The sequence below is a fragment of the Enterobacter cloacae complex sp. SHL021 genome, from assembly GCF_049237765.1.
GTDB lineage: Bacteria > Pseudomonadota > Gammaproteobacteria > Enterobacterales > Enterobacteriaceae > Enterobacter > Enterobacter cloacae.
On record NZ_JBMKJG010000009.1, the window covers coordinates 130106 to 155871 of the forward strand.

Sequence of the window (25766 nt, forward strand, 5' to 3'; positions counted from 1 at the left end):
CGATGCTGAAAACAATGCAAAAACATGGCGTCACGCTGGCCATTTTCGCTGCTGTCCTCACCGGGATGACGGCACTGGTGAACGAACTGACCAAAACGACCATTGATGAACAGGCCGCGAAGCAGCAACGCGCGCTGTTCGATCAGGTGATGCCGTCTGATTTCTACGATAATGACCTGCAGAAAAGCTGTTACGTGGTACAGGCGCCGCAGTTAGGTAAAGGCCCGCATCGTCTCTATATCGCCCGTAAAGGCGATAACGCGGTGGGCGTGGTGATGGAGGCCACGGCACCAGACGGGTATTCCGGTGCCATTCAGCTCCTTGTGGGTACCGATTTTTCCGGTACCGTGTTGGGTACCCGCGTGACTCAACACCACGAAACGCCGGGCCTTGGGGATAAAATTGAGACACGCCTGAGCGACTGGATTTTGCATTTTGCCGGTAAGGTGATCCACGGCGAAGCGGACCCGGCATTTGCCGTCAAGAAAGATGGCGGCGAGTTTGACCAGTTCACCGGGGCCACCATTACGCCGCGTGCCGTCGTGAATGCCGTAAAACGTGCCGGGCTGTATGCAGAAACGCTGCCTGCGCAGATTAACAATCTTCCGGCCTGTGAGGAGTGAGCATGAGCCAGGTTAAAGAGGTCATTGTCCAGGGGTTGTGGAAGAACAACTCCGCGCTGGTACAGCTGCTGGGATTGTGCCCGCTGCTGGCGGTGACATCCACCGCTACCAACGCATTGGGGCTGGGGCTTGCCACCACGCTGGTGCTGACCCTGACCAACCTCTCCATTTCCACCCTGCGCCGCTGGACGCCGTCGGAAATCCGTATTCCGATTTACGTCATGATCATCGCGTCAGTGGTGAGCGTCGTTCAGATGCTGATTAATGCCTACGCGTTCGGTCTGTATCAGTCACTGGGGATTTTTATCCCGCTAATCGTTACCAACTGTATCGTGGTGGGGCGTGCAGAAGCCTTTGCCGTGAAGAACACCCCGGCGATGTCGGCCCTGGATGGTTTCTCCATCGGAATGGGAGCCACCTGCGCGATGTTCGTTCTGGGCTCACTGCGTGAAATTCTTGGCAACGGTACCCTCTTCGACGGCGCAGACGCGCTGCTGGGAAGCTGGGCTAAAGTTTTACGCATCGAGGTGTTTCATACGGACACGCCGTTCCTGCTGGCTATGTTGCCACCGGGTGCGTTTATTGGCCTTGGCATGATGCTGGCGATAAAATACCTGATTGATGAAAAACGTAAGCGCCGCGCGGCTGAGCGCAGCGTGCAGGAAGGGATACCCGGGAAAGCCTCATGAACAAAGAAAAGCGCATTGCGATCCTCACCCGTCTTCGGGACGCAAACCCGCACCCGACGACTGAGCTGAATTTCACTTCGCCGTTTGAGCTGCTGATCGCAGTGCTGCTTTCGGCTCAGGCCACTGACGTGAGCGTGAATAAGGCCACCGCCCTGCTCTATCCGGTGGCCAATACCCCGAAAGCCATGCTGGAGCTGGGCGTGGAAGGGGTGAAGTCTTATATCAAAACCATCGGGCTGTTTAACAGCAAAGCGGAGAACGTCATTAAGACCTGCCGCATTTTGCTGGAGCGTCACGGTGGTGAAGTGCCGGAAGATCGCGAGGCGCTGGAAGCGTTGCCGGGTGTGGGACGTAAAACGGCGAATGTGGTACTGAACACCGCGTTTGGCTGGCCGACCATCGCGGTTGATACCCATATTTTCCGTGTCGCTAACCGAACCAACTTCGCTCCGGGTAAAAATGTCGAACAGGTGGAGGAGAAGCTGTTAAAAGTGGTTCCCGCTGAATTCAAAGTCGACTGTCATCACTGGCTTATCCTGCATGGCCGTTATACCTGCATTGCCAGAAAGCCTCGCTGCGGCTCATGTATCATTGAAGATCTCTGCGAATATAAAGAAAAAGTGTATCCCTGAACGGCGCTATTTATTTACTTTCGCATCATCAAGACCTTACTAAAGGAAGGCTTAACTAAAAACCTTCCTTTAGGCCGCAAGTTGTCCGCTTGTGTTCTCTTACGCCCTGTCAATTGTTCGGTCATTTAACGCTCAAACAGGTTAATAGTTTTTTCACTACCGAAAATTTCTATACATTTGTGATCGCGATCACTCTGATAACTTCATGTTGATTTTTTGTTGTCAGATCCCACCTAAACCCTTTGCCAGACAAGATGTAATCCTTCAATAGCCGCAGATAAGACCACTCATTTTTCAGAATATGGGCTATATGACTACATTTAACGGTAAATAGCAGAACATATCGCCACACAACCCTCTCCGCCGGTTTTTTGCAGTCAAAAAAACCAACAAAACCCATTGTGTGAAATTTAACGCTGAATAACATTTGCAGAAACCGAGGATTATAGCGGCTCAGTTATATGTAACAGATTATTACAAACGTATTGCCAGACGGGTCAGGATAGTGAACATTACCCGCCGTTTCTCCTCCCAATATAACTATAAAGCGGATGGACTCCGACCATCACGCTATGAACACCCCCGTTAATATGGGATGTAAAAAAAGAGGTATATGTGTCAACTGCAAACAATAAACCAACTGATGAAAGCGTGAGTTTGAACGCTTTTAAACAGCCAAAAGCGTTCTATCTCATCTTCTCTATCGAGTTATGGGAGCGTTTTGGTTATTACGGCCTGCAAGGGATCATGGCGGTTTACCTGGTAAAACAGCTGGGTATGTCCGAAGCCGATTCCATCACGCTGTTCTCTTCATTCAGTGCCCTCGTTTACGGTCTGGTCGCGATTGGCGGCTGGCTTGGTGATAAAGTTCTGGGTACGAAGCGTGTCATTATGCTGGGCGCCATTGTTCTGGCAATCGGCTATGGTCTGGTTGCCTGGTCTGGTCATGACGCAGCCGTAGTCTATATGGGTATGGCAACCATCGCCGTCGGTAACGGATTATTCAAAGCGAACCCATCATCCCTGCTCTCTACCTGCTACAGCAAAGATGACCCACGTCTGGACGGTGCATTCACCATGTACTACATGTCCATCAACATTGGTTCATTCTTCTCCATGCTGGCAACTCCATGGCTCGCCGCAAAATTCGGCTGGAGCGTGGCGTTTGCGCTGAGCTTTGTCGGTATGCTGATTACCGTTGTGAACTTCCTGTTCTGCCGTAGCTGGGTTAAGGACTACGGTTCAAAACCTGATTTCGAACCGGTGCACATGGGCAAACTGCTGGCCACCATCGTGGGTGTTGTTATCCTCGCGGCCATCGCCACCTGGTTGCTGCATAACCAGGGTGTTGCACGTGCCGTTCTGGGCGTGGTGGCACTGGGTATCGTCATCATCTTCGCGAAAGAAGCCTTCGCGATGCAGGGTGCGGCCCGTCGCAAGATGATTGTGGCCTTCATCCTGATGCTGGAAGCGATTATCTTCTTCGTGCTCTACAGCCAGATGCCAACCTCGCTGAACTTCTTCGCTATTCGCAACGTTGAGCACTCCATCCTGGGTATCGCATTCGAGCCGGAGCAGTATCAGGCGCTGAACCCGTTCTGGATCATGATTGGTAGCCCAATTCTGGCGGCTATCTATAACAAGATGGGTGACCGTCTGCCAATGCCGCACAAGTTCGCCATCGGTATGGTGCTGTGCTCTGGTGCGTTCCTGGTGCTGCCACTGGGTACCAAATTTGCGACTGACGCCGGTATCGTCTCCGTTAACTGGCTGATCCTCAGCTATGCCCTGCAGTCTATCGGTGAACTGATGATCTCCGGTCTGGGTCTGGCGATGGTTGCACAGCTGGTGCCACAGCGTCTGATGGGCTTCATCATGGGTAGCTGGTTCCTCACCACTGCCGGTGCAGCCATCATCGCAGGTAAAATCGCAAACCTGATGGCGGTGCCTGAGAATGTGACTGACCCGCTGGTCTCCCTGAATGTATACGGCACCGTCTTCCTGCAGATTGGTATCGCAACGGCGGTTATCGCGGCGCTGATGCTGCTGACGGCACCGAAGCTGAACCGTATGACTCAGGACGACGACAAAGCGACGAAAGCGACCGAAACCGCTACCGCGTAACGTTATTGAGAAACGATGAGCCGCTAATTTATTAGCGGCTTTTTTTTTGTTTGCTTGCGCACTAACATAGCTGAAACCTCAGCAAAAAGGAGTTACCGATGAAACTGTTCTACAAACCGGGCGCGTGCTCTCTTGCTTCCCATATTACCCTGCGCGAGAGCGGCAAAGATTTCACGCTGGACGGCGTTGACCTGATGAAAAAGCGCCTGGAAAACGGCGACGATTTTTTTGCGATTAACCCGAAGGGACAAGTTCCGGCCCTGCTTCTGGATGACGGTACCCTGCTGACAGAAGGCGTCGCCATTATGCAGTACCTGGCAGACAGCGTGCCCGATCGCCAGCTGCTGGCCCCGGTAAGTACGGTTTCACGCTATAAAACGCTCGAGTGGCTGAACTATATTGCAACCGAACTGCATAAAGGATTTACGCCACTGTTCCGCCCCGATACACCGGAAGAGTACAAACCGACCGTTCGCGCCCTGCTGGAGAAAAAGCTGCAGTACGTCAATGAGTCATTGAAGGACGATCAGTATATCTGCGGGGCACGCTTCACCATTGCCGATGCGTATCTCTTTACCGTGCTGCGCTGGGCGCATGCGGTTAAGCTGAATCTGGACGGGTTAGACCATATCGCAGCATATATGGCGCGTATGGCGGAGCGCCCTGCGGTGGCCGCGGCGCTGAAAGCGGAAGGATTGAATTAACCGGGTCGTTATTGCCCGGCGGCGCTTCGCTTGCACGGGCCTACGGGATTTGTAGGCCGGGTAAGCGCAGCGCCACCCGGCATAGTTTAGAGCTGTGTTGCGCTGAAATAGTGCTCCGGCTGCGCAATACGATCCTGTGCCGCCACTACCTGCAGTTCGTATTCCTGCATCTCTTTCGTCGCAATCATAATTTCGTACACCGCTGCAGTCACATGCTCAAGCGCTTCGCGCAGCGTCGCACCCTGTAGCAGTTTCACCAGCAACAGCCCGCTGGTCACATCTCCCACGCCCACTGGCTGACGCAGGCCAAAATCCACCAGCGGACGGCTGATGTGCCAGGCTTCGTCTTTAGTCACCAGCAGCATCTCAAAGCGGTCTCTGCTCAGTCCTGCACGGGCGAGATGTTTCACCAGCACAATCTCAGGCCCCTGGGCTATCAGTTCACGAGACGCGCTTACCGCCTCTGCTACGCTGTTAACCGGATGCTCGCAAAGGATCTCCAGCTCAATCAGGTTGGGCGCGATGATATCGCTGGCAGGTAACGCATGGCGAACATGGAATTCAGCCACGCCAGGCGCCACAATGCAGCCTTTTTCCGGATGACCCATCACCGGATCGCAGAAGTATTTTGCTGCGGGATTAGCTGCTTTCACCTGGCGAACGATGCCGAGGATATGCTCCCCCTGCTCTGCGGAGCCCAGGTAACCACTCAGAACCGCGTCACAGCGTTTGAGCTGGTCGATATCGGCAATGCCCTGCACGATCTCCGTGAGATGCGAAGGCGGCATCACGCAGCCGGTCCATTTGCCGTATTGTGTATGGTTTGAGAACTGTACGGTATTGAGGGGCCAGACGTTAGCCCCGAGGCGGCGCATCGGGAATTCCGCCGCGCTATTGCCAGCATGTCCAAAAACAACGTGGGACTGAATGGCGAGGATGTTCTTCATTTTATGCTTACCAAACCCTGAAAAAACAAAAAGGGCGTGGTTTCCCACGCCCCTGGAGATTTTTATTTATTTCCAGCAGACCAGACAGTAATTTTTCTTGCCGCGACGCAGCAGCGTGTAGCGGCCATACAGGCGATCGCTGTCGGCGAAGGTGTATTCCGGGTCAGCCTGTTTTTCACCGTTGATGGTGATGGCGTTAGACGCAATGGTTTTACGCGCCTGCCCGCGAGACGGCTGCAGCTCAGAGTCCACCAGCGCCTGCATCAGGTCAGCCCCTTTCTCCATCTCAACCATCGGTACGCCATCCTGCGCCAGCTGCTCGAAGTCAGCTTCGCTCAAATCGCTCAGCGTACCGTTGAACAGGCTTGCGGTAATGCGTTTCGCCGCGGCCAGACCTTCTTCACCGTGAACCAGTTTGGTCACTTCATCCGCCAGCACATACTGCGCGCGTGGTGCTTTACCGCTGTTTTTATCTTCTTCTTCCAGGGCGTTGATGGTTTCAATGTCCATGAAGGTGAAGAACTTCAGGAAGCGGTAAACATCGGCGTCCGCGGTGTTGATCCAGAATTGATAGAATTTGTACGGGCTGGTTTTCTTCGGATCGAGCCATACCGCACCGCCTTCGGTTTTACCGAATTTAGTCCCGTCGGCTTTGGTGATCAGCGGAACGGTCAGACCAAACACCTGGTTTTGATGCAGGCGACGGGTCAGATCGATACCGGAAGTAATGTTACCCCACTGGTCAGAACCGCCAATCTGAAGGCAGACGCCGTGCAGTTTGTTCAGACAGGCGAAGTCGTAGCCCTGCAGCAGGTTATAAGAGAATTCAGTAAAGGAGATACCTTGATCGTCACGGTTCAGGCGCTGTTTCACCGCTTCTTTGTTAATCATCTGGTTAACAGAGAAGTGTTTGCCGATGTCACGCAGGAAGGTCAGCACGTTCATGCTACCAAACCAGTCGTAGTTATTGGCGGCAATCGCGGCGTTATCACCACAGTTGAAGTCGAGGAACGGTGCAACCTGTTTGCGGATCTTATCCACCCACTCCTGCACGGTGTCTTCGGTGTTCAGTTTACGCTCAGCGGCTTTAAAGCTTGGGTCGCCGATCAGACCGGTCGCGCCGCCCACCAGGGCCACAGGCTTATGGCCTGCCATCTGGAAGCGTTTCAGGCATAACAATGGAACAAGATGCCCCAAATGCAAGCTGTCAGCGGTGGGATCAAAGCCGCAATAGAGCGCGATCGGGCCTTGCGCCAGTCGCTCTGCTAACGCTTCCTCGTCCGTCACCTGGGCCACGAGGCCCCGCTCTTGCAATTGTTTAATCAAGTTACTGCTTGCCATCAAATTCTCCATGTATAAACGACTGCACCTTTGCCGGTACACGACTTTTCGCCTGATGCGAAAGGACCATAGAATAAAGCGCAAGCGCGGCGTGCGCTAGCGCTTAAATCAACAAATTTCGGGGATTACGGTGCAAGCCTGTCGATTTTCCAGCCGCCGTTGTCGCGCTGGTATAAAAAGCGGTCGTGCAGGCGATGTTCGCCCCCCTGCCAGAACTCAATCTGCTCGATCGGGATACGGAAACCGCCCCAGAAGCTGGGCAGTGGAATTTCGCCCTGCTGGAATTTCTGCTTGAGTTCAAGGAATTTGCTTTCCAGCACGCCGCGGGCAGAAATTCGGCTGGACTGTTTTGAGACCCAGGCGCCAATCTGGCTGTCACGCGGGCGGCTGTGGAAGTACTTCACCACTTCCAGTGTGGAAAGGCGCTCCGCTTTGCCTGTGACCATGACCTGGCGTTCCAGCATATGCCAGGGGAACAGGAGACTGATTCGGGGATTGTTCTCTAAATGGTGTGCTTTGCGGCTGCCCAGGTTGGTGTAAAACACCAGCCCTTTCTCGTCATAATGCTTAAGCAGCACGATACGTTGATACGGTTGACCATTTTTGTCCACCGTGGCAACCACCATGGCCGTTGGGTCGGCCAGTTTTGCTTCACAGGCCTGTTTCAGCCAGCGTTCAAAAAGCACCAGAGGTTCAGCGGGAAGATCCTGGCGACGCAGGCCGCCTTTGGTGTATTCACGGCGCAGATGCGCTATTTGCTGCAGTTCGTCGTTATCAGACATGGCATTAGGTGACGTTGAGATTGGGTGGCGCTATTGTGCGCCGCCCCTGTGAAAATCTCAACGCTTCGGATTTTCGAGCTGGCAATTGTTCAGCACGATGCGGTCTCGTTTGTAGACGGTGGCGCTGTCACCTTTCGACCAGAAGACGTAAATACCGTCGCTGTAGCGCGCGCCGGAGGCGGAGATCCCCTGCTTGAGCGTCAGCAATTTATTGTCATAGACAAAGCTGGCTTCCTGGCGTGGGTTATTAAGCTTGACGGTCAGCGGCTTTTCATCACAGCGATATTCCAGCGTGTCGGTCTGCATGCGCTCAACGAGCTGGTTATAGACGCTGCAGCCTGACAGCAAGACAGGTACAGCAATAAGAAGAAGTTTTTTCATGAGCGTATTCCGAAGACTATCCTGGTCCTGGAGGACTAACGGGCCCTCCTGTTCCCTTTTATTTTACCGGCGACGCGCTGCGCTGAATTTCAGTTAACTCTGATTATGGCGGGGATTGGCCGGGAAAATGGCACCGAGAACGCTGGCTTCGCGTGCGCCGGTGACTGAGGGCAAATTCCCCGGTAGCCCGGCAACGGTACGCCAGGCAAGCCAGGCGAAGGCCAGCGCTTCCATGTCGTCTCCGCTGATGCCTGCTTCATCGGTGGTTGTCACTTCGGTGCCCGGCAACAACCCGGCAAGGCGCGCCATCACCAGCGGGTTGCGGCTTCCGCCCCCGCAGACCAGCAGACGTTCGCAGCCACCGCTCAAAAGTACCTGTTCTGATATGGAGACCGCCGTGAGCTCGGCCAGCGTCGCCTGAACATCCTGCGGTGCCAGCGCCGGGAACCGAGCCAGCTGACGTTCAAGCCAGCCATAGTTAAAATACTCGCGTCCCGTGCTTTTTGGTGCCGGCAGGGCAAACCAGGGATCGCTAAGCATGGACTGCAGCAGCGGGATAATGACTTTGCCTTCGCTCGCCCACTCCGCGTCTTTATCATACGGTTTACCGCACTGACGCCAGATCCAGGCATCCATCAGCATGTTACCCGGGCCAGTATCATATCCCCGTACCGGCTGGCCCGGGATCAGCATCGACAGGTTGGCAATACCGCCAATGTTAAGCACCATACGGCGCTCTGACGGGTGCCCCAGCAACGCCTGGTGGAAGGCCGGCACCAGCGGCGCACCCTGCCCGCCCAGCGCGATGTCGCGACGCCGGAAATCGCCCACGACCGTGACGCCCGTTTTTGCCACAATCTGATTATTATCGCCAATTTGCAGGGTATGCGGCGCATCGCCAGTGGGTTCGTGCCAGACGGTCTGCCCGTGACAGCCAATCGCGACCACATCCTGCGGCCGGAGATTCTCTTTATGCATCAGCGCCAGCACCGCATCGGCAAACAGCGCCCCCAGCCTGACATCAAGCTGTCCAAGCTGCGAAAGCGTCAGCTGTTGCCCCTGGCAGATGCTCAGGATCTCCTCTTTCAGCGAAACAGGGATAGGCCAGGTCAGACTTGCCTGTTGTGCCACCATGTTTTCGTCTATGGCGGCCAGAACGACATCTACCCCATCCAGACTGGTGCCTGACATCACACCAATATAGCGACCCGATTTCATGCGCTTTCCTTACGTTGCGTGGGCTAAGGATAACCACTCAACCATAAACAGCCCCGCTTTGCCATCAGGCGATAATATTTTTTAACACTCTCAGTGAGGTAACGCGTCGAAATTTTGTTTATCTCTCGTTAAGTCAAATTCAAGTACAATTTTCCGATTGTTAGTGCAAAGATATGAACGATGGCCCTTTATGCCATATAATTTAGCCATAACGGATGCCCGGATTGGGCGTTTTTGGTGAACAGGAGATTCAAATGATTTTACGTGTACTGGGCGTTTCGCTGATTGGTTTAACTCTGGCTGGCTGTGTGAATGACAGTTCACTTTCTGGCGACGTTTATAGCGCTTCTGAAGCGAAACAGGTTCAGAACGTGACTTACGGTACGATTGTTAACGCACGTCCTGTTCAAATTCAGGGTGGTGACGAGAACAACGTCATGGGTGCCATCGGCGGTGCGGTTCTGGGTGGCTTCCTGGGCAACACCGTAGGCGGTGGTACAGGCCGTTCTCTGGCGACTGCGGCAGGTGCCGTTGCGGGTGGCGTAGCAGGCCAGGGCGTTCAGGGTGCGATGAATAAAACCCAGGGCGTAGAGCTGGAAATCCGTAAAGACGACGGCAGCACCATTATGGTTGTGCAGAAACAGGGCAGCACCCGCTTCTCTGCCGGTCAGCGCGTCGTGCTGGCAAGCAACGGTAGCCAGGTTACCGTTTCTCCGCGTTAATTCATAAAAAGGATGTGGCTGCCAGGCCGCATCCTTTTACAAATAGCATCATTATAATAAATAGTTTTACAAAATTTATTCAGGCAATGAATAATTAACCACGCCGTATCTTGTTCCTGCGCAAAGTATTCCCCTCTCTTTTGCATTAGGCTAATCTCAATTAACTTTTTTATTTATTATTTTCGTTGAAACATACTTATGCTTGCGATCTCCCGGTACGTGAAAAAGACCTATATTCCATTCTGTTTAGGGTGCATTGTCGTCATTGGAATATTACAAATTTTATTTTTAAAACTGGTCGAATGGGTTCCCTCTTTCTCACCGCTTTTATTCCCTACACTCACCATTTTTTTACTGGTATTCCATCTGTTTATTGCCTGCTTTATGGCCATGAAATACTGGTGTGACAGAAGACGGTTGTACCTGATTGCTATTGCTTTTGCCTTTGCCGGTTCAGCCATGCTGATGGTGGGTACACTTACCGGTTTCCCGGCCTGGCTTGATCTCTACCAGCTCAACGTCGTGGACTATAACGATACGATGATCTTCTTTATGTACCGCCATCTGTTAATGGCGGTGCTGATGATTACGTCGGCCCTGCTGTATATCGTCAGGGATAATCCGCTTTCTCGTGCGGCGCATATCGCCATTGTTGCCGGTACATTTCTGTTTATGGTGGGCATGGTGCTGTTGGCCTGGCTTAGCTCCAGCCACTCATCATTAATGTCGTTAGACCTGGTGGATAATGAAACCCATCAATTTATGGTTCTCTGGAGCCATGCAATAAATATCGTCTTGATTATTCTTTGGGTGGTGACATTAGCAACGCTAATGGTTATTACCCGCGTACGCAATATTTTTTGGGTGGGCGGTAATTTTTTATGTGTCTGTTATATCGTGACGCTCGCGATGCTATTAGCAGGCGGACACGCGGAGGATATTTCCTGGTATCGAGCGCGCTTATTTGAAACTGTTGCTACGTTATTGATTATTTTTGTTCTGCTTTATGATGTCTTTAGACTCTATCGCGACTCACATTTGAAATATCAACAGTCGTATCAAAACTCGATTCGCGATCCTCTGACCCGCCTCTACAATCGCAGCTATTTTTACGACTCGCTAAACCAGGCACTCGGTGCCTGTAAAGCCAGCCGTCCGGTTTCGGTTATTGTCAGCGATCTCGACCGCTTCAAGCGCATCAACGACTGCTACGGCCATCTGCAGGGCGACAAAGTATTGCAGTTTGTGGCGCATCTGCTGATGGATTCCGTACGGCCTCAGGATATTGCCGCACGTATTGGCGGTGAGGAATTTGTGTTGATGTTAACCAACACCCCTTCAGCAGCCGCGTACCAGGTGGCGGAACGCATCCGCCTGAAGCTGAGCAGCTTTGATAAGGCCAGCAGCGGGGGACAGCTCCCGGAGCCCATTACCATCAGCATGGGCGTCTTTACGGCAACGTCCGTGGAGACGACAGCTGAAGAGTGTGTGGAAAAGGCTGATAAAGCGATGTATGAGGCGAAAGAGACGGGTCGCAACCGGGTGATCGTCTCCAGATGATAAAAGGCCTTGCGAATGCAAGGCCTGATAAGGTCAGGCGTCGCGTGCCTGCAGGTCGTGAATGTTCTGCTCAAGGCGTCCAATCAGACTGATGAGCATTTCAAGCTCCGCAGGGGAAACCCCGGACAGGATCTCACCGCGCGTTTTGGTAATCACTGCTTCCATTTCAGTGATAATGGGAGCCGCTTTCTCAGTGAGTTTAATTCGCTTGGCGCGACGGTCGCTGGCACAGGTTTGTCGGGAGATCAGCCCCTTCTCTTCCAGTTGGTCAAGCGTACGCACCAGCGACGGCTGCTCAATACCAATCGCCTTTGCCAGTTGAATTTGCGACTGGTCGGGCGGCAGCTGATGAATGTTGTGCAGCGTGACCCAATGCGTCTGTGTCAATTCCAGAGGTTTCAGGCGATGGTCAATCAGAGCACGCCAGACGCGTACCAACCTTGCCAGATCAGAACCTAATGGCGATTCCAATTTCATCTCCTTATAATTAGCTTGCTAAGTTATTATACTGATTTTAGAATAGTGTGCAGCATTTGTATTGCCAAAACAAATGCATTACGACATTCATCAAATTTAAAAGTATGACTTACACTGAAAAGTGATGTTCCATCTCATTAAGACAAGCCATCCCGGCATTCTGTTCACTGCAAAGGATCTCTGCTCGTGACGTTTTTTCATCGCTCAGAGGGGCTGCCCCTTCAGGACCTGATCTTCGGTGCATCAGTCTACTTTCCTCCCCTGTTTAAAGCCGTTCTGGTGGGCTTTGTGATCTGGCTTGTCGCGCATCGTCTGCTCCGCGACTGGATGTATTCTGGCGAGATCTGGCACCCCATGCTGATGGATCTCTCCCTGTTCGCCCTCTCCGTGTCTCTTGGCCTTGCTGTGCTGATTGTGTGGTGATTATGCCCCTGAAAACGCTGAAGTACTTTTCCACCCTCTTTGTCCTGGCTCTGGCCCTGGTTGCCGGCTGGTGGCTGTGGAATTTTTATATGCAATCACCCTGGACACGCGACGGTAAAATTCGCGCTGAACAGGTGAGTATCACCCCGCAGGTATCTGGCAGTATCACGGCGCTTCTGGTTAAGGATAACCAGTTTGTTAAAAAGGGAGATGTTTTATTCCGCATTGACGACACCCCTTACCATATCGCGATCCTTAATGCCCAGGCGCAGTTGGCTAAGGCCCAGACTGAGCTGGCGAAAGCGAACAACGAAGCCACGCGTCGTCGGCATTTATCACAAAACTATATCTCTGCCGAAGACCTGGATACCGCCAACATCAACGTCAAGGCGATGCAGGCCAACGTCAATGTGGCAGAGGCAACGCTCAAACAGGCGCAATGGGAACTGACGCAAACCGTGGTACAGGCCCCTGTCGATGGCTGGGTGACGAACCTCTCTGCCCGCGTGGGTAATTATGCCACCACCGGCCAACCGATTTTCGCGCTGGTCGACAGCCACTCGTTTTACGTCGTGGGCTATTTTGAAGAGACCAAACTTCGCCATATTCGGGAAGGTGCCCCTGCCACAATAACGCTTTATAGCGGCTCGCAAAGGTTACAGGGTCACGTTTCCAGCATTGGCCGTGCCATTTACGATCAGAGCGTTGAAACCGATTCAGGCCTGGTTCCCGACATCAAACCTAATGTCCCCTGGGTGCGCCTGGCCCAGCGCGTGCCAGTTCGGGTTGAATTTGACCGCTTACCGCAGGGGTTAACGCTGGTCTCCGGCACAACCTGTACTGTCTCGATCGGAACACCCTGATGAATGCCTTCTCCTGGCGAAATCTGCCGTGGATGAAAGCAACGCGCCCTCAGTGGCGCTACGCCCTGCGCAACGGCATTGCCATGTGCCTTGCGCTGACCGTCGCCTACTATCTGAACCTTGACGAGCCTTACTGGGCCATGACCTCCGCGGCGGTCGTGAGCTTCCCGACCGTTGGCGGAGTGATCAGTAAAAGCCTTGGGCGCATCGCGGGCAGCCTGCTCGGTGCCACTGCGGCGCTGATCATTGCAGGCCATACCCTGAACGATCCGTGGCTTTTTTTACTGAGCATGGCGGCATGGCTGGGATGCTGTACCTGGGCCTGCGCCCACTTTACTAATAACGTCGCCTACGCCTTCCAGCTGGCGGGCTATACCGCCGCGATTATTGCCTTTCCGGTAGTTAACGTTCTTGATACCACCGAGTTATGGGATATCGCTCAGGCGCGCGTCTGTGAAGTTATTGTCGGTATTCTGAGCGGCGGGTTTATGATGATGATCCTGCCCAGTACCTCCGACGGCACCGCGCTTATCACGGCGCTGAAGACCATGCATACCCGCTTGCTGGAACATGCGAGCCTGCTCTGGCAGCCGGATACAAACGATGAGATTCGCCTGGCGCATGAAAAGGTGATTGGTCAGATCCTGACCATGAATCTGTTACGCATTCAGGCCTTCTGGAGCCATTATCGTTTTCGCCGCCAGAATACCCTGCTGAACTACCTGCTTCACCAGCAGCTACGGATGACCAGTGCGATCTCCAGCCTGCGCCGGATGTTACTCAACTGGTCAACGCCACCGGAAAACACCCGCGCCATCATTGAAACGCTGCTCGCGGCCCTTGCCCGCCCGGATGCCGACATCTACACGGTGGCCCGCATTATCGCCCCGCTTGCGCCGAAAGATGAGTACGATTATCGCCACCGCGCCTTCTGGCAGCGCCTGAACTACTTTTGCCGCCTGTATCTGCGCAGCAGTCGCTGGATCAAGGCCGTTGAAAATGCCACGCCGATAACGGAATTCGCCGTTCCCAGTAGCCCGGCGCTGGCGCGGCACACTGACTATCTGGAAGCGCTGTGGAGCGGTTTTCGAACCTTTTGCGCCCTGACGCTGGTGGGGGCATGGAGCATCACCACGCAGTGGGAATCTGGCTCCGCCGCGCTCACGCTGGCCGCCATCAGTTGCGTGCTCTACTCCGTCGCCGCCTCGCCGTTCAACTCGCTTACGCTGCTGCTGCGCACGCTGGTGTTGTTATCGCTGTTCAGCTTTGTGGTCAAGTTCGGCCTGATGGTGCAGATAAGCGACCTGTGGCAGTTCCTGCTGTTTCTGTTTCCGCTGTTAACCACGATGCAGCTTCTGAAGCTGCAAATGCCCAAACTGGCGGGGCTCTGGGGTCAGTTGATTGTCTTTATGGGCTCGTTTATCTCAGTCACAAACCCGCCGGTTTATGATTACGCCGATTTTCTCAATGATAATCTGGCAAAAATCCTGGGCGTAGGTCTGGCGTGGCTGGCTTTTGCCGTATTACGCCCCGGCTCAGACGCGCGTAAAAGCCGACGCCATATCCGCGAGCTTCGTCGGGGGTTTGTCGATCAGCTCAGCCGTAAACCGCATCTGCGTGAAAGTGAGTATGAATCCCTGGTGTACCACCATGTCAGCCAGCTCAATAACAGCCAGGACTCGCTTTCCCGCCGCTGGCTGCTGCGCTGGGGAGTGGTCCTGTTGAACTGTTCCCACGTGGTCTGGCAACTTCGCGCATGGGAGACGCGGTCCGATCCGATGTCGCAGGTGCGCGACGTGTGCATCTCTCTGCTACGCGATGTGATGAGTGAACGCGGCGTTCAGCAACGTCCACTGGAAGCGACGCTGACTGAACTGCAGCGGATCTGCGACAGTCTTGCTCACCACCATCAGCCCGCCGCGCGTGATTTAGCGTCGATAATCTGGCGGCTGCACTGTTCCCTCTCGCAGCTGGAACAAGCGCCACCGCCGGGGACGATTGGGGATCAGATCACCCCGCAGGCATAGCGTGCCCCACCACCGCCAAGCGGTTTCGGCTGATCGGACATATTGTCGCCGCCGACGTGGATCATTAGCGCCTTGCCTTTCACCTCATCCAGCTTTTTGAGGCGTGGCGCAACAACCGGATCCGTGGCTTTGCCGTCATTATTTACCACCAGCACGGGCAGATCGCCCAGATGGCCCATTCCGTTCGGGCCCTCATGCTTACCGGAATGTTGTGGGTCAAGGTGGCCGCCTGCCGCCTCTGCTGCCGAGGGTTTACCCTCTTTTAACGCGGGCTGACAACTCCCCTTAGCATGAACATGAAAACCATGTTCGCCGGGAGGCAGGGCCTTGAGATCGGGCGCAAATTCCAGTCCTTTGTCGGTTTCAGTGATTTTCACTGTGCCGATGGACTGACCTACGCCCTGCGAGGTGACGAGATTCATTTCTACTTCATCGCTGGCTGCCTGCGCCCCTGCGCAAACAACCAGCGTGACCAGTGCCAGAGCAAAACGCTTCATATGACCTCCGCTGGTTATTTTTTGCCTCTTAAGTGTATACCAGAGGCAAAGATTTCACCGGAAAGTCACATTTTTACCGGTTTACGGTACGTCGTAACCGAGCGCAGCTTTGCGGATGCGGAACCACTGCTGACGGCTCATCTGCAGCTCTTCAGCCGCCAGGGCAGAACGGATGCGTTCAATTTTACCGGAACCAATGATCGGTAGCGGTTTCGACGGCAGACGTAGGATCCACGCGTAAACCACCTGTTCGATGTTCTCAGCGTTCAGTTCACAGGCAATGGTTTCCAGCTCATTGCGCAGCGGCTGGAATTCATCGTCATTGAACAGACGACCGCCCCCGAGGCAGGACCACGCCATAGGACGGATGCGCAGCTGTTGCAGCTGATCGAGCGTACCATCCAGCAACAATGGCTGATGCACCGGGGAGATTTCCACCTGGTTGGTGGCCAGGGTAAAGGGCAGACGAGACTGCAGCAGCGCAAACTGCGCCGGGGTAAAGTTTGAGACGCCAAAATGACGCACTTTGCCGCTTTGATGCAGCGCCAGGAAGGCTTCGGCGACCTCATCGGCATCCATTAACGGGTCGGGACGGTGGATCAGCAGCAGGTCGATATGATCCGTCGCCAGGTTCACCAGCGACTGCTCGGCGCTTTTGATGATGTGTGCGCTGTCGGTAATGTAATGACCAAGGGTATGTTCAGGTTTTGCCGTCGTGGCAATACCGCATTTGGTGACAATTTCCATCCGCTCACGCAGCGCCGGAACCAGCTTGAGGGCTTCTCCGAACGCCGCTTCACACGCATAGCCGCCATAAATGTCAGCATGATCGACGGTGGTGATCCCTAAATCGAGGTGCTCCTCAATGAAGCTCGCCAGTTGCAGGGGGGACATATTCCAGTCCATCAGGCGCCAGTAACCCATCACAAAGCGGGAGAATTCTGGCCCCTGGGGGGCAAGGGTAATACGCTGAACCATAACATTTTCCTCAAGGAAGTGATGTCATGAGTATACGCAATAAGCGTGTTAAAACAGTGAAGGTTGCTGGGGTTCTTCGGTTTCACCCGGCTTGTTTGCACGTATTTTGCGCAGAAACCGCTGGCGGCAGAGGCGAAGCACCTCCTGCTTTTGCGTGTCGCTGAAATTTTGCCAGTTAAACCGCTCGTCGCGGGTACGCATACACCCACGGCAATAACCGCGCTCATCCACCTGACAAATCCCCCGGCACGGGCTCTGGATGGGGAAAAACTCCAGCTGCTCTGCCACGTTCACCTCCGAATACCGACACTCACCTACAGTGAAGACGTTAAACGCCCCACGTGCAAGGGCTTTACCACAGTTTTGTGGCATTAAGGTTTCACTAATCTTCCCTCTCTATACTCGCCTCATCAATATGATGACAGGTTTCTTTTCGATGTGGTTAATGAAGAAGTTACAGTGTAACGATATAAAATTCACTCTGGGTTGTGCGCTTTTCTTTACGCTGATAAACGCACTGTTTATTCAACGTAGCTGGGCCATTATTGCCCCGGCAAGGCTTCACGATATCCTTTTTGCCGCGTCCGTGCCGCTGGTGCTGTTCTGCGGCTGGGTGATTGTCTTCAGCCTGCTCAATATCCCCTTTATCCGAAAGCCGCTGCTGATCGTCTTAACCGTCGGCTGTGCCGCGGCAACGTACTTTATGTATACCTATGGCGCGGTTATCGATCAGAACATGATTGTTAACGTGTTCGAAACCAACTCCCAGGAAGCCACAGCGCTGGTCACGCCACAGATGATTCTGTGGATTGTCATAGCAGGACTGGTTCCTTCCGTGGTGTTGGCGATGACGCGTATTCAGACCGGAAAATGGTGGTATGCGCTGCTGATGCGCGTTGCCGCCATGCTTGGCGCCCTGCTGGTGATCATCCTCGTCGCCGCCGTGTTTTATAAAGATTATGCGTCGCTGTTTCGCAACAATAAGAGCATCGTCAAGATGGTCACCCCAGCTAACTACGTCAGCGCCATGATGAAATACAGCAAAATGCGCTGGTTCGAAGGTGACCAAACGCTGGTGCGTATAGGTGAAGATGCGCATAAAGGCCCGCTGATTGCAGGACAGAACAAGAAAACAGTTCTGGTGCTGGTTGTCGGTGAAGCCTCACGTGCCGCGAACTACTCGCTGAATGGTTATGGCCGTGAAACGAACCCGGAACTGAAAAAGCAGGATGTCATCAACTTCCCGCAGGCCACGTCATGCGGTACCGAAACGGCCGTTTCCGTTCCCTGCATGTTCTCCGGGATGACGCGCAGCAAATACGATGCCGACCTGGCGCATCACCAGGAAGGGTTGCTCGATGTGCTCAAACACGCGGGAATCAACCTGCTGTGGCGCGACAATGACGGCGGCTGTAAAGGTGCCTGCGACCGCGTACCCCATACCGATATGACCCAGTGGAACCTGGATCAGTTCTGCAAAGACAAGTCCTGTATTGATGATGTGAACGTCTACCGTCTCGACAACGTGCTGGACGGCCTGAAACAGGACACCGTACTGGTTATCCACCTGATGGGCAGCCACGGCCCGGCTTACTATCACCGTTACCCGGACAATTTCCGCAAATTCACCCCAACCTGCGACACCAATGAGATTCAGGATTGCGATCACCAGGCGCTGATGAATACCTATGACAACACCATTCTGTATACCGACAGCGTGGTCAGCAAAACCATCGATGCGCTGAAGGCACGTCAGGCGAATATGAACACCGCGCTGATTTACCTTTCCGACCACGGCGAATCGCTGGGCGAAAGCGGAATTTATCTGCACGGCACGCCGTACATGCTGGCACCAGAGCAACAAACACACATTCCGTTCATGTTCTGGTTATCACCGGACTACGCGAAAAACTTTGGTATCAACGCGCAGTGCCTGCGTGACTACGCAGCAAAAAATGCGGTTTCGCAGGATAATCTGTTCTCTACCGTACTGGGTATGATGGATGTGAAATCAACGGTTTATCAGCAGCAACTGGATATCCTGCGCGCATGTCGTCAGTAAACGCCCTTGCAATAGACCGAACGGTCTATTAGAGTTTGGCCATGAGCAGAAATACTGAACACGATACACGCGAACATTTACTGGCGACCGGCGAGCGGCTTTGCATGCATCGCGGGTTTACCGGTATGGGGTTAAGCGAGTTACTTAAAACCGCTGAAGTGCCAAAGGGGTCGTTTTATCACTACTTCCGATCCAAAGAGGCGTTTGGCGTGGCGATGCTGGAGCGGCACTATGCCAGCTACCATCAACGCCTGGCTACCCATTTCGCCAGTGGTGAAGGAAACTATCGGGATCGTGTTCTCAACTACTATCAGGAAACGCTGAACCAGTTCTGTCAGCAGGGCATTATCAGCGGATGCCTGACGGTAAAACTCTCTGCAGAAGTGTGCGATCTCTCCGAAGATATGCGCGCGGCAATGGATAAAGGTGCCAGCGGCGTGATCGCCCTGTTGGCGCAGGCGCTTGAGAATGGCCGCCGTGAAAAAACGCTGGCCTTCGCCGGTGAGGCGTTAACCCAGGCGCAGGTTTTATATTCGCTCTGGTTAGGGGCGAACCTGCAGGCCAAAATTTCCCGCAGTGCCGTGCCGCTGGAAAGCGCACTGGCACACGTTAATAGCAGCATTACTGCGCCTGGCGTGTAGCAGGCGTTTTTATTTACTTAATTACTAGTCGACTGGTCTACTCAGGAGTCGTTATGTCAGCTGAAAAACTTTTCACCCCACTGAAAGTGGGCGCCGTCACCGCACCAAACCGCGTGTTTATGGCCCCACTCACCCGTCTGCGCAGCATTGAGCCGGGTGATATCCCAACCCCACTGATGGGTGAATACTATCGTCAGCGCGCCAGCTCTGGTCTCATCATCACTGAAGCCACGCAGATTTCCGCACAGGCGAAGGGATATGCCGGCGCACCAGGCCTGCACAGCCCGGAGCAGATTGCCGCCTGGAAGAAAATCACCGCTGGCGTTCACGCCGAAGAGGGTCGCATTGCGGTTCAGCTGTGGCACACCGGTCGTATCTCTCACAGCAGCATTCAGCCTGGCGGACAGGCACCGGTTTCCGCGTCGGCCCTGAATGCGAATACCCGCACTTCCCTGCGCGATGAAAACGGTAACGCGATCCGCGTCGATACCTCAACGCCACGCGCCCTTGAGCTGGATGAGATCCCGGGTATCGTGAACGATTTCCGTCAGGCCGTAGCTAACGCCCGCGAAGCCGGTTTTGATCTGGTTGAACTGCACTCCGCGCACGGTTACCTCCTGCACCAGTTCCTTTCACCGTCGTCCAACCACCGCACTGACCAGTACGGCGGTAACGTCGAAAACCGCGCCCGTCTGGTGCTGGAAGTGGTTGATGCCGTTTGTCAGGAGTGGAGCCCGGACCGTATTGGTATTCGCGTCTCCCCAATCGGTACGTTCCAGAACGTCGACAACGGTCCGAACGAAGAAGCGGACGCGCTGTATCTGATTGAAGAACTGGCGAAACGCGGTATCGCGTATCTGCACATGTCCGAGCCGGACTGGGCCGGTGGTCAGCCTTACTCTGAGGCTTTCCGCCAGAAAGTGCGCGAGCGTTTCCACGGGGTGATCATCGGTGCGGGGGCCTATACGCCTGAGAAAGCCGAAGATCTGATTAATAAAGGGTTGATCGACGCCGTGGCCTTTGGTCGTGATTACATTGCCAACCCGGACCTGGTTGCCCGTCTGCAGCAGAAAGCAGCGCTGAACCCACAGCGCCCGGAAAGCTTCTACGGCGGCGGCGCGGAAGGCTATACCGACTACCCTACGCTGTAATCTCTCCGTTGTGCATTGATAGCGGCGGCCTTTCGCCGCTATACTAAAACATCGTTTCTGTTCAAAAAGATACTCTACTCCATTGGTTAATGAGGAAATTATGCGCCTACTTCACACCATGCTGCGCGTTGGCGATCTGCAACGTTCCATCGATTTCTACACTAACGTACTGGGTATGAAGCTGCTGCGCACCAGCGAAAACCCGGAATACAAATACTCGCTGGCATTCGTGGGTTACGGCCCGGAAACGGATGAAGCGGTTATCGAGCTGACCTATAACTGGGGCGTCGACAGCTATGAGCTGGGCACGGCGTATGGCCACATCGCGCTGGAAGTGGACAACGCGGCTGAAGCCTGTGAACGCATTCGCAGCAACGGTGGCAACGTCACGCGTGAAGCGGGCCCGGTAAAAGGCGGCACCACCGTGATTGCGTTTGTTGAAGATCCAGACGGTTATAAAATCGAGCTGATTGAAGCCAAAGACACCGGTCGCGGTCTGGGCAACTGATCCCTCAGGGCGCACTATGCGCCCGTTGTTTTACTGCATCCCACGCCAAAATTTGCCATAATGCGCTCTGCTTTTTTCCCCTTGTAAGAGACCCTGATGTCCGATAACGCTCAACTTACCGGTCTGTGCGACCGTTTTCGTGGTTTTTATCCTGTTGTCATTGATGTCGAAACAGCCGGATTTAACGCTAAAACCGATGCGCTGCTAGAAATTGCCGCCATCACGCTGAAGATGGATGAAGAGGGCTGGCTTACACCGGACACCACGCTGCATTTCCACGTTGAGCCCTTTGAAGGCGCAAACCTGCAGCCAGAGGCGCTGGCGTTTAATGGCATCGATCCGCATAACCCGCTGCGCGGTGCGGTGAGCGAATATGACGCGCTGCACGCCATTTTCAAAATGGTGCGTAAAGGCATGAAAGAGAGCAACTGCAGCCGCGCCATTATGGTGGCGCATAACGCCACGTTCGATCACAGCTTTACGATGGCCGCCGCCGAGCGAGCCTCTCTTAAGCGTAACCCCTTCCACCCGTTTGTGACCTTTGACACCGCCGCACTGAGTGGCCTGGCGCTGGGACAAACGGTCTTGTCAAAAGCCTGTATTACGGCCGGGATTGAGTTTGACGGCACGCAGGCGCACTCCGCGCTGTATGATACGGAGCGCACCGCAGAGCTGTTCTGTGAAATAGTCAACCGCTGGAAGCGTCTGGGCGGCTGGCCGCTGGCGATGGGCGACAGCGAAGAATAAAAAAAGCGACCTCTTAAGGTCGCTTTTTTATTTGCGCAGAAAATTACTCTGCGTCCGGCTCTTCGGTTTTGTACTTCGCCGCCGTCTCTTTGATTAGCTGCTGCAGTTCGCCGCGCTGATACATTTCAATCAGGATATCGCAACCGCCAACCAGTTCACCGTCGACCCACAGCTGCGGGAACGTCGGCCAGTTCGCGTATTTTGGCAGCTCAGCGCGGATGTCCGGGTTTTGCAGGATATCAACGTAAGCAAAACGTTCACCACAGGCAGACAGCGCCTGAACCGCTTGCGCGGAGAAGCCACAGCTTGGCAGCTTCGGAGAACCTTTCATATACAGCAGAATCGGGTTTTCAGCGATCTGGCGCTGGATTTTTTCAATAGTGGTGCTCATGTCTTGCTTCCTTTAACTTCTGTTACGGCATTAGTCTGACATTGTAGCGGTTCAGACTGGCATCGGAAAATAACATTTTTGTCACGTATAGCTATTTTATCGCGAGTGGCGAAAAGTTGCATTGTAAATGGTGCTTAACCCTGCGGCAGGCAGGGTTTTGCTTAGGGTGTGAACAATTGTGCGACAAATCGATGAATTTTTTTGCACTTGCTAACGAAACAGGTTTTTAGATTGAAAAATGCTATTAACTTCTCGGGTTTTTATGGATTAGAATCGACGGGCTTTGTAAATCACACGCGGGTATTATTGATGACCTGCATTTATCAGGGGACTGCCCAGTGGCGCGGATAAATAAAATCTCGATCACGCTCTGTGCTTTACTGTTTACATCACTCTCTTTCACGCCAGCGGCAAACGCCTCTCAACAGGCGCGGCACTCTGCTGTGCAAAAAACGCATCTGGCAAAAACCACAGAACGTAAAAAAAAGACTACCAGTAAGAACGAAAAGAAAAAAACAACCGCTCAAACGAAAAAGACCGCCTCCAGCAAATCGAAATCAACATCTTCCCGCACTGCCCTCGCATCGAAACGTAAAGCCTCAAAAACTGCTGCCAACCTCGTAACGGAAAAATGCACCACGCGCAAAGGGCATAAAGCCAAATGCACGAAAGTGACAAAAATTGCCGACGCGCATAAGGTTCGGGTACAGAAAGCGCAAAAAACGGCGATGAATAAACTGATGGGGCAAATTGGCAAACCGTATCGCTGGGGTGGCACCTCTCCCCGCACCGGTTTTGACTGCAGCGGGCTGGTGTATTACGCCTATAAAGATCTGGTGAAATTCCGCATTCCGCGTACCGCCAATGAAATGTACCACCTGCGCGACGCCGCCCCCGTTAACCGTGGCGAGCTGCAAAATGGCGATCTGGTCTTCTTCCGCACCCAGGGTCGCGGTACGGCTGATCACGTCGGCGTGTATGTGGGTAACGGGAAGTTTATTCAGTCCCCACGAAGCGGTCAGGACATTCAGATCACCTCGCTTAGCGAAGACTACTGGGTGCGTCACTACGTCGGCGCACGCCGCGTCATGACGCCGAAAACCATCCGCTAAACCCTGCCCTGCCGTCACTACGGCAGGGTAAGTTCCTCTTTTGCATACCCTTTCAATTTGCTATCCTGTCCTTGTTGTCTGTGTGGTTATTGGCAACGCAAAATACAATAAGGAGAGAAGCAATGTCGTTCGAATTACCTGCACTACCGTATGCAAAAGACGCCCTGGCACCGCACATTTCTGCGGAAACCCTGGAATATCATTACGGCAAACATCACCAGACCTATGTCACCAACCTGAACAACCTGATCAAGGGCACCGATTTTGAAGGCAAAACGCTGGAAGAGATCGTCCGCAGTTCAGACGGTGGCGTATTCAACAACGCTGCTCAGGTGTGGAACCACACCTTCTACTGGCACTGCCTGGCACCAAATGCTGGCGGCGAGCCGACCGGTGAACTGGCTACTGCGATTAACGCGGCCTTTGGCAGCTTTGCGGAGTTCAAAGCGAAATTTACCGATGCCGCAATCAAAAACTTCGGTTCTGGCTGGACATGGCTGGTAAAAGAGGCCGATGGCAAACTGGCTATCGTCTCCACGTCTAACGCGGGTACACCACTGACCACCAGCGCGACTCCGCTGATGACCGTGGATGTCTGGGAACACGCGTACTACATTGATTACCGTAACGCGCGTCCTAACTACCTGGAGCACTTCTGGGCACTGGTTAACTGGGACTTTGTGGCGAAGAACTTCGCCGCGTAAAAGAGACGCAGAAGGGTTTCCCCTTCTGCGTTTTTTTATTCGGCAGCACAGGCCGCTTCAGGCTGTTTACGACCCGACATCATCACTAACAGCAGGCCAAGCGCTGCAATAATGGCCCCCATCACCGGCACAAAGCTGTATCCCAGACCACCCGAAATCACAGCACCGCCCGCTGCGGCACCGAGCGCATTGCCCAGGTTGAACGCACCAATATTCACCGACGAGGAGAGGCCCGGCGCCTCATGCGCGACGCGCATTACGCGCATCTGCAGCGGCGGAACCACGGCAAAGGTGGCCGCACCCCAGACGACCATCGCAATGGCCGCGCCAAACTCATTACGCGCCAGCCAGGGAATGGCAATCATGATGACAATCAGCAGGGTCAGAAAACCCTTCAGCGTTCCGCTCACGGAGCGGTCAGCAAATTTCCCGCCCAGATAGTTACCCATCGAGAAGCCCACGCCAATCAGCACCAGCATCGCGGTGATAAAGATCGGCGTCGCGTGAGTGATGTCATGCAACACCGGCGAAATATAGGTGTAAAGGGTAAACATCGCCCCGGCACCCAGCACGGTGGTGAGCAGCGCCGAGAGCACCTGCGGGCGCATCAGTACCGACAGCTCTTTACGTACCTCAGGCCGCTCACCAGCGCTGCCTTTCGGCAGGGAGAAGAACAACGCCACCATCGCGACAACGCCCAGTACGGCGGTTGCGAGGAACGACATACGCCAGCCAATGACCTCACCCAGCCAGGTGGCCGCAGGAACGCCGCCAATGTTGGCGATGGTCAGGCCCATAAACATGGTTGCCACGGCACTCGCCTGCTTGTGTTTGGGCACCACGCTTGCCGCCACCACCGACCCCAGCCCAAAGAAAGCGCCGTGGTTAAGGCTTGTCAGAATGCGTGACAGCATCAGCGTGGTGTAATCCGGCGAAATGGCGGAGAGCACGTTGCCAAGGGTAAAGATAGCCATCAGGAAAATCAGCGCATTGCGGCGCGCTCGGTGGGAAAGCAACAGCGTCATCAGCGGCGCCCCTACCATCACACCAATCGCATAGGCGCTGATTAGCATCCCGGCTGCAGGGATAGAGACGTCCACACCGCGGGCGATAACCGGTAAGAGTCCCATAGGGGAAAATTCAGTGGTGCCAATCCCAAAAGCGCCAATCGCCAGGGCCAGCAGGGGAAAATTGATTTTCATGCGTCAACTCCGGATGCCGTGTCATGTGGTGACACAGAACAAAGAAGCCGAAAGCATGACATTAATCACAAAAAATGAGAAGTTAACAAATTGGCAAAAGATTTTTGCCGGAGATGTAACAATGAGGCAAGCGGGAGAGAGCGAACGCCCCCTCCGCGTAAATCAGTGCAGTGCCGCCGTCAGACCTGCAGCAACAATCAGCGCCAGCACAATAACGGTGGTGAACAGCGAAAACTTCAGATCGGAACTCATCAATTTTT

At 54.0% G+C, this 25766-nt stretch carries 29 protein-coding genes; 17 read left to right on the forward strand and 12 right to left on the reverse strand.

Annotated elements, in window-relative coordinates; translation table 11 throughout:
• The first annotated feature begins 2 nt into the window (after positions 1-2).
• The 5 genes from rsxG (at position 3) to gstA (ending at position 4772) form a co-directional block, all read left to right on the forward strand.
• Positions 3-623, forward strand: a complete 621-nt coding sequence (gene rsxG / locus ACOTZF_RS11340) for an electron transport complex subunit RsxG (RefSeq protein ID WP_013096902.1) — start codon at positions 3-5, stop codon at positions 621-623.
• Between the two features lie 2 nt (positions 624-625).
• Positions 626-1312, forward strand: a complete 687-nt coding sequence (locus ACOTZF_RS11345) for an electron transport complex subunit E (protein WP_023622212.1) — start codon at positions 626-628, stop codon at positions 1310-1312.
• Complete coding sequence (gene nth, locus ACOTZF_RS11350) at positions 1309-1944, forward strand: endonuclease III (RefSeq protein WP_020688297.1); 636 nt, start codon at positions 1309-1311, stop codon at positions 1942-1944. The genes ACOTZF_RS11345 and nth overlap by 4 nt, the downstream gene beginning before the upstream one ends.
• 615 nt (positions 1945-2559) lie before the next feature.
• Positions 2560-4068 (forward strand): dipeptide/tripeptide permease DtpA, encoded by a 1509-nt coding sequence (gene dtpA, locus ACOTZF_RS11355; protein WP_013096905.1) that lies wholly within the window; start codon positions 2560-2562, stop codon positions 4066-4068.
• Between the two features lie 98 nt (positions 4069-4166).
• Positions 4167-4772, forward strand: coding sequence for a glutathione transferase GstA (gene gstA, locus ACOTZF_RS11360; RefSeq protein WP_058684454.1), 606 nt, complete (start codon positions 4167-4169; stop codon positions 4770-4772).
• 86 nt (positions 4773-4858) lie between these two features.
• Here the strand turns inward: gstA and pdxY are convergent, their stop codons facing one another.
• The 5 genes from pdxY to anmK form a co-directional block, all read right to left on the reverse strand.
• Positions 4859-5719, reverse strand: a complete 861-nt coding sequence (gene pdxY / locus ACOTZF_RS11365) for a pyridoxal kinase PdxY (RefSeq protein ID WP_013096907.1) — start codon at positions 5717-5719, stop codon at positions 4859-4861.
• Positions 5720-5785: 66 nt separating this feature from the next.
• A complete protein-coding gene (tyrS, locus tag ACOTZF_RS11370) occupies positions 5786-7060 on the reverse strand; it encodes a tyrosine--tRNA ligase (protein ID WP_014831636.1) in 1275 nt (424 codons plus the stop codon).
• Positions 7061-7185: 125 nt separating this feature from the next.
• Positions 7186-7842, reverse strand: coding sequence for a pyridoxamine 5'-phosphate oxidase (pdxH, locus tag ACOTZF_RS11375; RefSeq protein WP_129317873.1), 657 nt, complete (start codon positions 7840-7842; stop codon positions 7186-7188).
• Between the two features lie 57 nt (positions 7843-7899).
• Positions 7900-8223 carry a C-type lysozyme inhibitor gene (gene mliC / locus ACOTZF_RS11380; protein ID WP_013096910.1) on the reverse strand — a complete coding sequence of 108 codons (324 nt, stop codon included), beginning with the start codon at positions 8221-8223 and terminating at the stop codon, positions 7900-7902.
• 93 nt (positions 8224-8316) lie between these two features.
• Positions 8317-9441 (reverse strand): anhydro-N-acetylmuramic acid kinase, encoded by a 1125-nt coding sequence (gene anmK, locus ACOTZF_RS11385; protein WP_029882777.1) that lies wholly within the window; start codon positions 9439-9441, stop codon positions 8317-8319.
• Positions 9442-9695: 254 nt separating this feature from the next.
• On the opposite strand from anmK, the gene slyB reads away from it, so the two are divergent.
• Positions 9696-10163 carry an outer membrane lipoprotein SlyB gene (slyB, locus tag ACOTZF_RS11390; protein WP_013096912.1) on the forward strand — a complete coding sequence of 156 codons (468 nt, stop codon included), beginning with the start codon at positions 9696-9698 and terminating at the stop codon, positions 10161-10163.
• A 198-nt stretch (positions 10164-10361) separates the two neighbouring features.
• Positions 10362-11723 (forward strand): GGDEF domain-containing protein, encoded by a 1362-nt coding sequence (locus ACOTZF_RS11395; RefSeq protein ID WP_310824075.1) that lies wholly within the window; start codon positions 10362-10364, stop codon positions 11721-11723.
• A 33-nt stretch (positions 11724-11756) separates the two neighbouring features.
• Here the strand turns inward: ACOTZF_RS11395 and slyA are convergent, their stop codons facing one another.
• Positions 11757-12200: a transcriptional regulator SlyA gene (slyA, locus tag ACOTZF_RS11400; RefSeq protein WP_020688303.1), complete on the reverse strand. Its 444-nt coding sequence runs from the start codon at positions 12198-12200 to the stop codon at positions 11757-11759.
• Positions 12201-12386: 186 nt separating this feature from the next.
• Between slyA and ACOTZF_RS11405 the strand changes: the two genes are divergently transcribed.
• From ACOTZF_RS11405 to ACOTZF_RS11415, 3 genes are read left to right on the forward strand one after another with little or no spacing between them, the layout of a single operon-like run.
• Entirely contained in the window at positions 12387-12623 is a 237-nt protein-coding gene (locus ACOTZF_RS11405) for a DUF1656 domain-containing protein (RefSeq protein WP_013096914.1), read from the forward strand.
• A 2-nt stretch (positions 12624-12625) separates the two neighbouring features.
• Positions 12626-13486 carry an HlyD family secretion protein gene (locus tag ACOTZF_RS11410; RefSeq protein ID WP_013096915.1) on the forward strand — a complete coding sequence of 287 codons (861 nt, stop codon included), beginning with the start codon at positions 12626-12628 and terminating at the stop codon, positions 13484-13486.
• On the forward strand, positions 13486-15513 hold the full coding sequence (locus ACOTZF_RS11415; RefSeq protein WP_129251594.1) for an FUSC family protein: 2028 nt from the start codon (positions 13486-13488) through the stop codon (positions 15511-15513). Before ACOTZF_RS11410 ends, ACOTZF_RS11415 begins: the two co-directional genes overlap by 1 nt.
• Here the strand turns inward: ACOTZF_RS11415 and sodC are convergent.
• From sodC to ACOTZF_RS11430, 3 genes are all read right to left on the reverse strand, one after another.
• Positions 15492-16010 carry a superoxide dismutase [Cu-Zn] SodC gene (sodC, locus tag ACOTZF_RS11420; RefSeq protein ID WP_013096917.1) on the reverse strand — a complete coding sequence of 173 codons (519 nt, stop codon included), beginning with the start codon at positions 16008-16010 and terminating at the stop codon, positions 15492-15494. The two genes, ACOTZF_RS11415 and sodC, sit on opposite strands and share 22 nt — an antisense overlap.
• An 81-nt stretch (positions 16011-16091) precedes the next feature.
• A complete protein-coding gene (locus ACOTZF_RS11425; RefSeq protein ID WP_129251593.1) occupies positions 16092-16988 on the reverse strand; it encodes an aldo/keto reductase in 897 nt (298 codons plus the stop codon).
• A 48-nt stretch (positions 16989-17036) separates the two neighbouring features.
• A complete protein-coding gene (locus ACOTZF_RS11430) occupies positions 17037-17276 on the reverse strand; it encodes a DUF1289 domain-containing protein (RefSeq protein WP_013096919.1) in 240 nt (79 codons plus the stop codon).
• 148 nt (positions 17277-17424) lie between these two features.
• Between ACOTZF_RS11430 and eptA the strand changes: the two genes are divergently transcribed.
• The 5 genes from eptA (at position 17425) to rnt (ending at position 22097) form a co-directional block, all read left to right on the forward strand.
• On the forward strand, positions 17425-19050 hold the full coding sequence (gene eptA / locus ACOTZF_RS11435; RefSeq protein WP_129251592.1) for a phosphoethanolamine transferase EptA: 1626 nt from the start codon (positions 17425-17427) through the stop codon (positions 19048-19050).
• A 41-nt stretch (positions 19051-19091) separates the two neighbouring features.
• Positions 19092-19691 (forward strand): TetR/AcrR family transcriptional regulator, encoded by a 600-nt coding sequence (locus ACOTZF_RS11440; RefSeq protein WP_028028082.1) that lies wholly within the window; start codon positions 19092-19094, stop codon positions 19689-19691.
• Between the two features lie 53 nt (positions 19692-19744).
• Positions 19745-20842: an alkene reductase gene (locus ACOTZF_RS11445; RefSeq protein WP_013096922.1), complete on the forward strand. Its 1098-nt coding sequence runs from the start codon at positions 19745-19747 to the stop codon at positions 20840-20842.
• Positions 20843-20942: 100 nt separating this feature from the next.
• Complete coding sequence (gloA, locus tag ACOTZF_RS11450; protein WP_095907733.1) at positions 20943-21350, forward strand: lactoylglutathione lyase; 408 nt, start codon at positions 20943-20945, stop codon at positions 21348-21350.
• Between the two features lie 96 nt (positions 21351-21446).
• The gene (rnt, locus tag ACOTZF_RS11455) at positions 21447-22097 is read left to right on the forward strand and encodes a ribonuclease T (RefSeq protein ID WP_013096924.1); all 651 of its coding nucleotides are present in this window, start codon (positions 21447-21449) and stop codon (positions 22095-22097) included.
• 43 nt (positions 22098-22140) lie between these two features.
• On the opposite strand, the gene grxD is transcribed toward rnt, so the two are convergent.
• The gene (grxD, locus tag ACOTZF_RS11460; protein ID WP_003832760.1) at positions 22141-22488 is read right to left on the reverse strand and encodes a monothiol glutaredoxin 4; all 348 of its coding nucleotides are present in this window, start codon (positions 22486-22488) and stop codon (positions 22141-22143) included.
• A 338-nt stretch (positions 22489-22826) separates the two neighbouring features.
• Here grxD and ACOTZF_RS11465 point away from each other — a divergent pair, with 338 nt between their 5' ends.
• Both ACOTZF_RS11465 and sodB read left to right on the forward strand, forming a co-directional pair.
• A complete protein-coding gene (locus ACOTZF_RS11465) occupies positions 22827-23600 on the forward strand; it encodes a C40 family peptidase (RefSeq protein ID WP_029882772.1) in 774 nt (257 codons plus the stop codon).
• A 122-nt stretch (positions 23601-23722) separates the two neighbouring features.
• Positions 23723-24304, forward strand: a complete 582-nt coding sequence (gene sodB / locus ACOTZF_RS11470) for a superoxide dismutase [Fe] (RefSeq protein WP_013096926.1) — start codon at positions 23723-23725, stop codon at positions 24302-24304.
• A 35-nt stretch (positions 24305-24339) separates the two neighbouring features.
• Here the strand turns inward: sodB and ACOTZF_RS11475 are convergent, their stop codons facing one another.
• Both ACOTZF_RS11475 and ACOTZF_RS11480 read right to left on the reverse strand, forming a co-directional pair.
• The gene (locus ACOTZF_RS11475) at positions 24340-25506 is read right to left on the reverse strand and encodes an MFS transporter (RefSeq protein WP_029882770.1); all 1167 of its coding nucleotides are present in this window, start codon (positions 25504-25506) and stop codon (positions 24340-24342) included.
• A 162-nt stretch (positions 25507-25668) separates the two neighbouring features.
• Positions 25669-25758, reverse strand: coding sequence for a YnhF family membrane protein (locus tag ACOTZF_RS11480; RefSeq protein WP_020688313.1), 90 nt, complete (start codon positions 25756-25758; stop codon positions 25669-25671).
• Positions 25759-25766 lie beyond the last annotated feature (8 nt).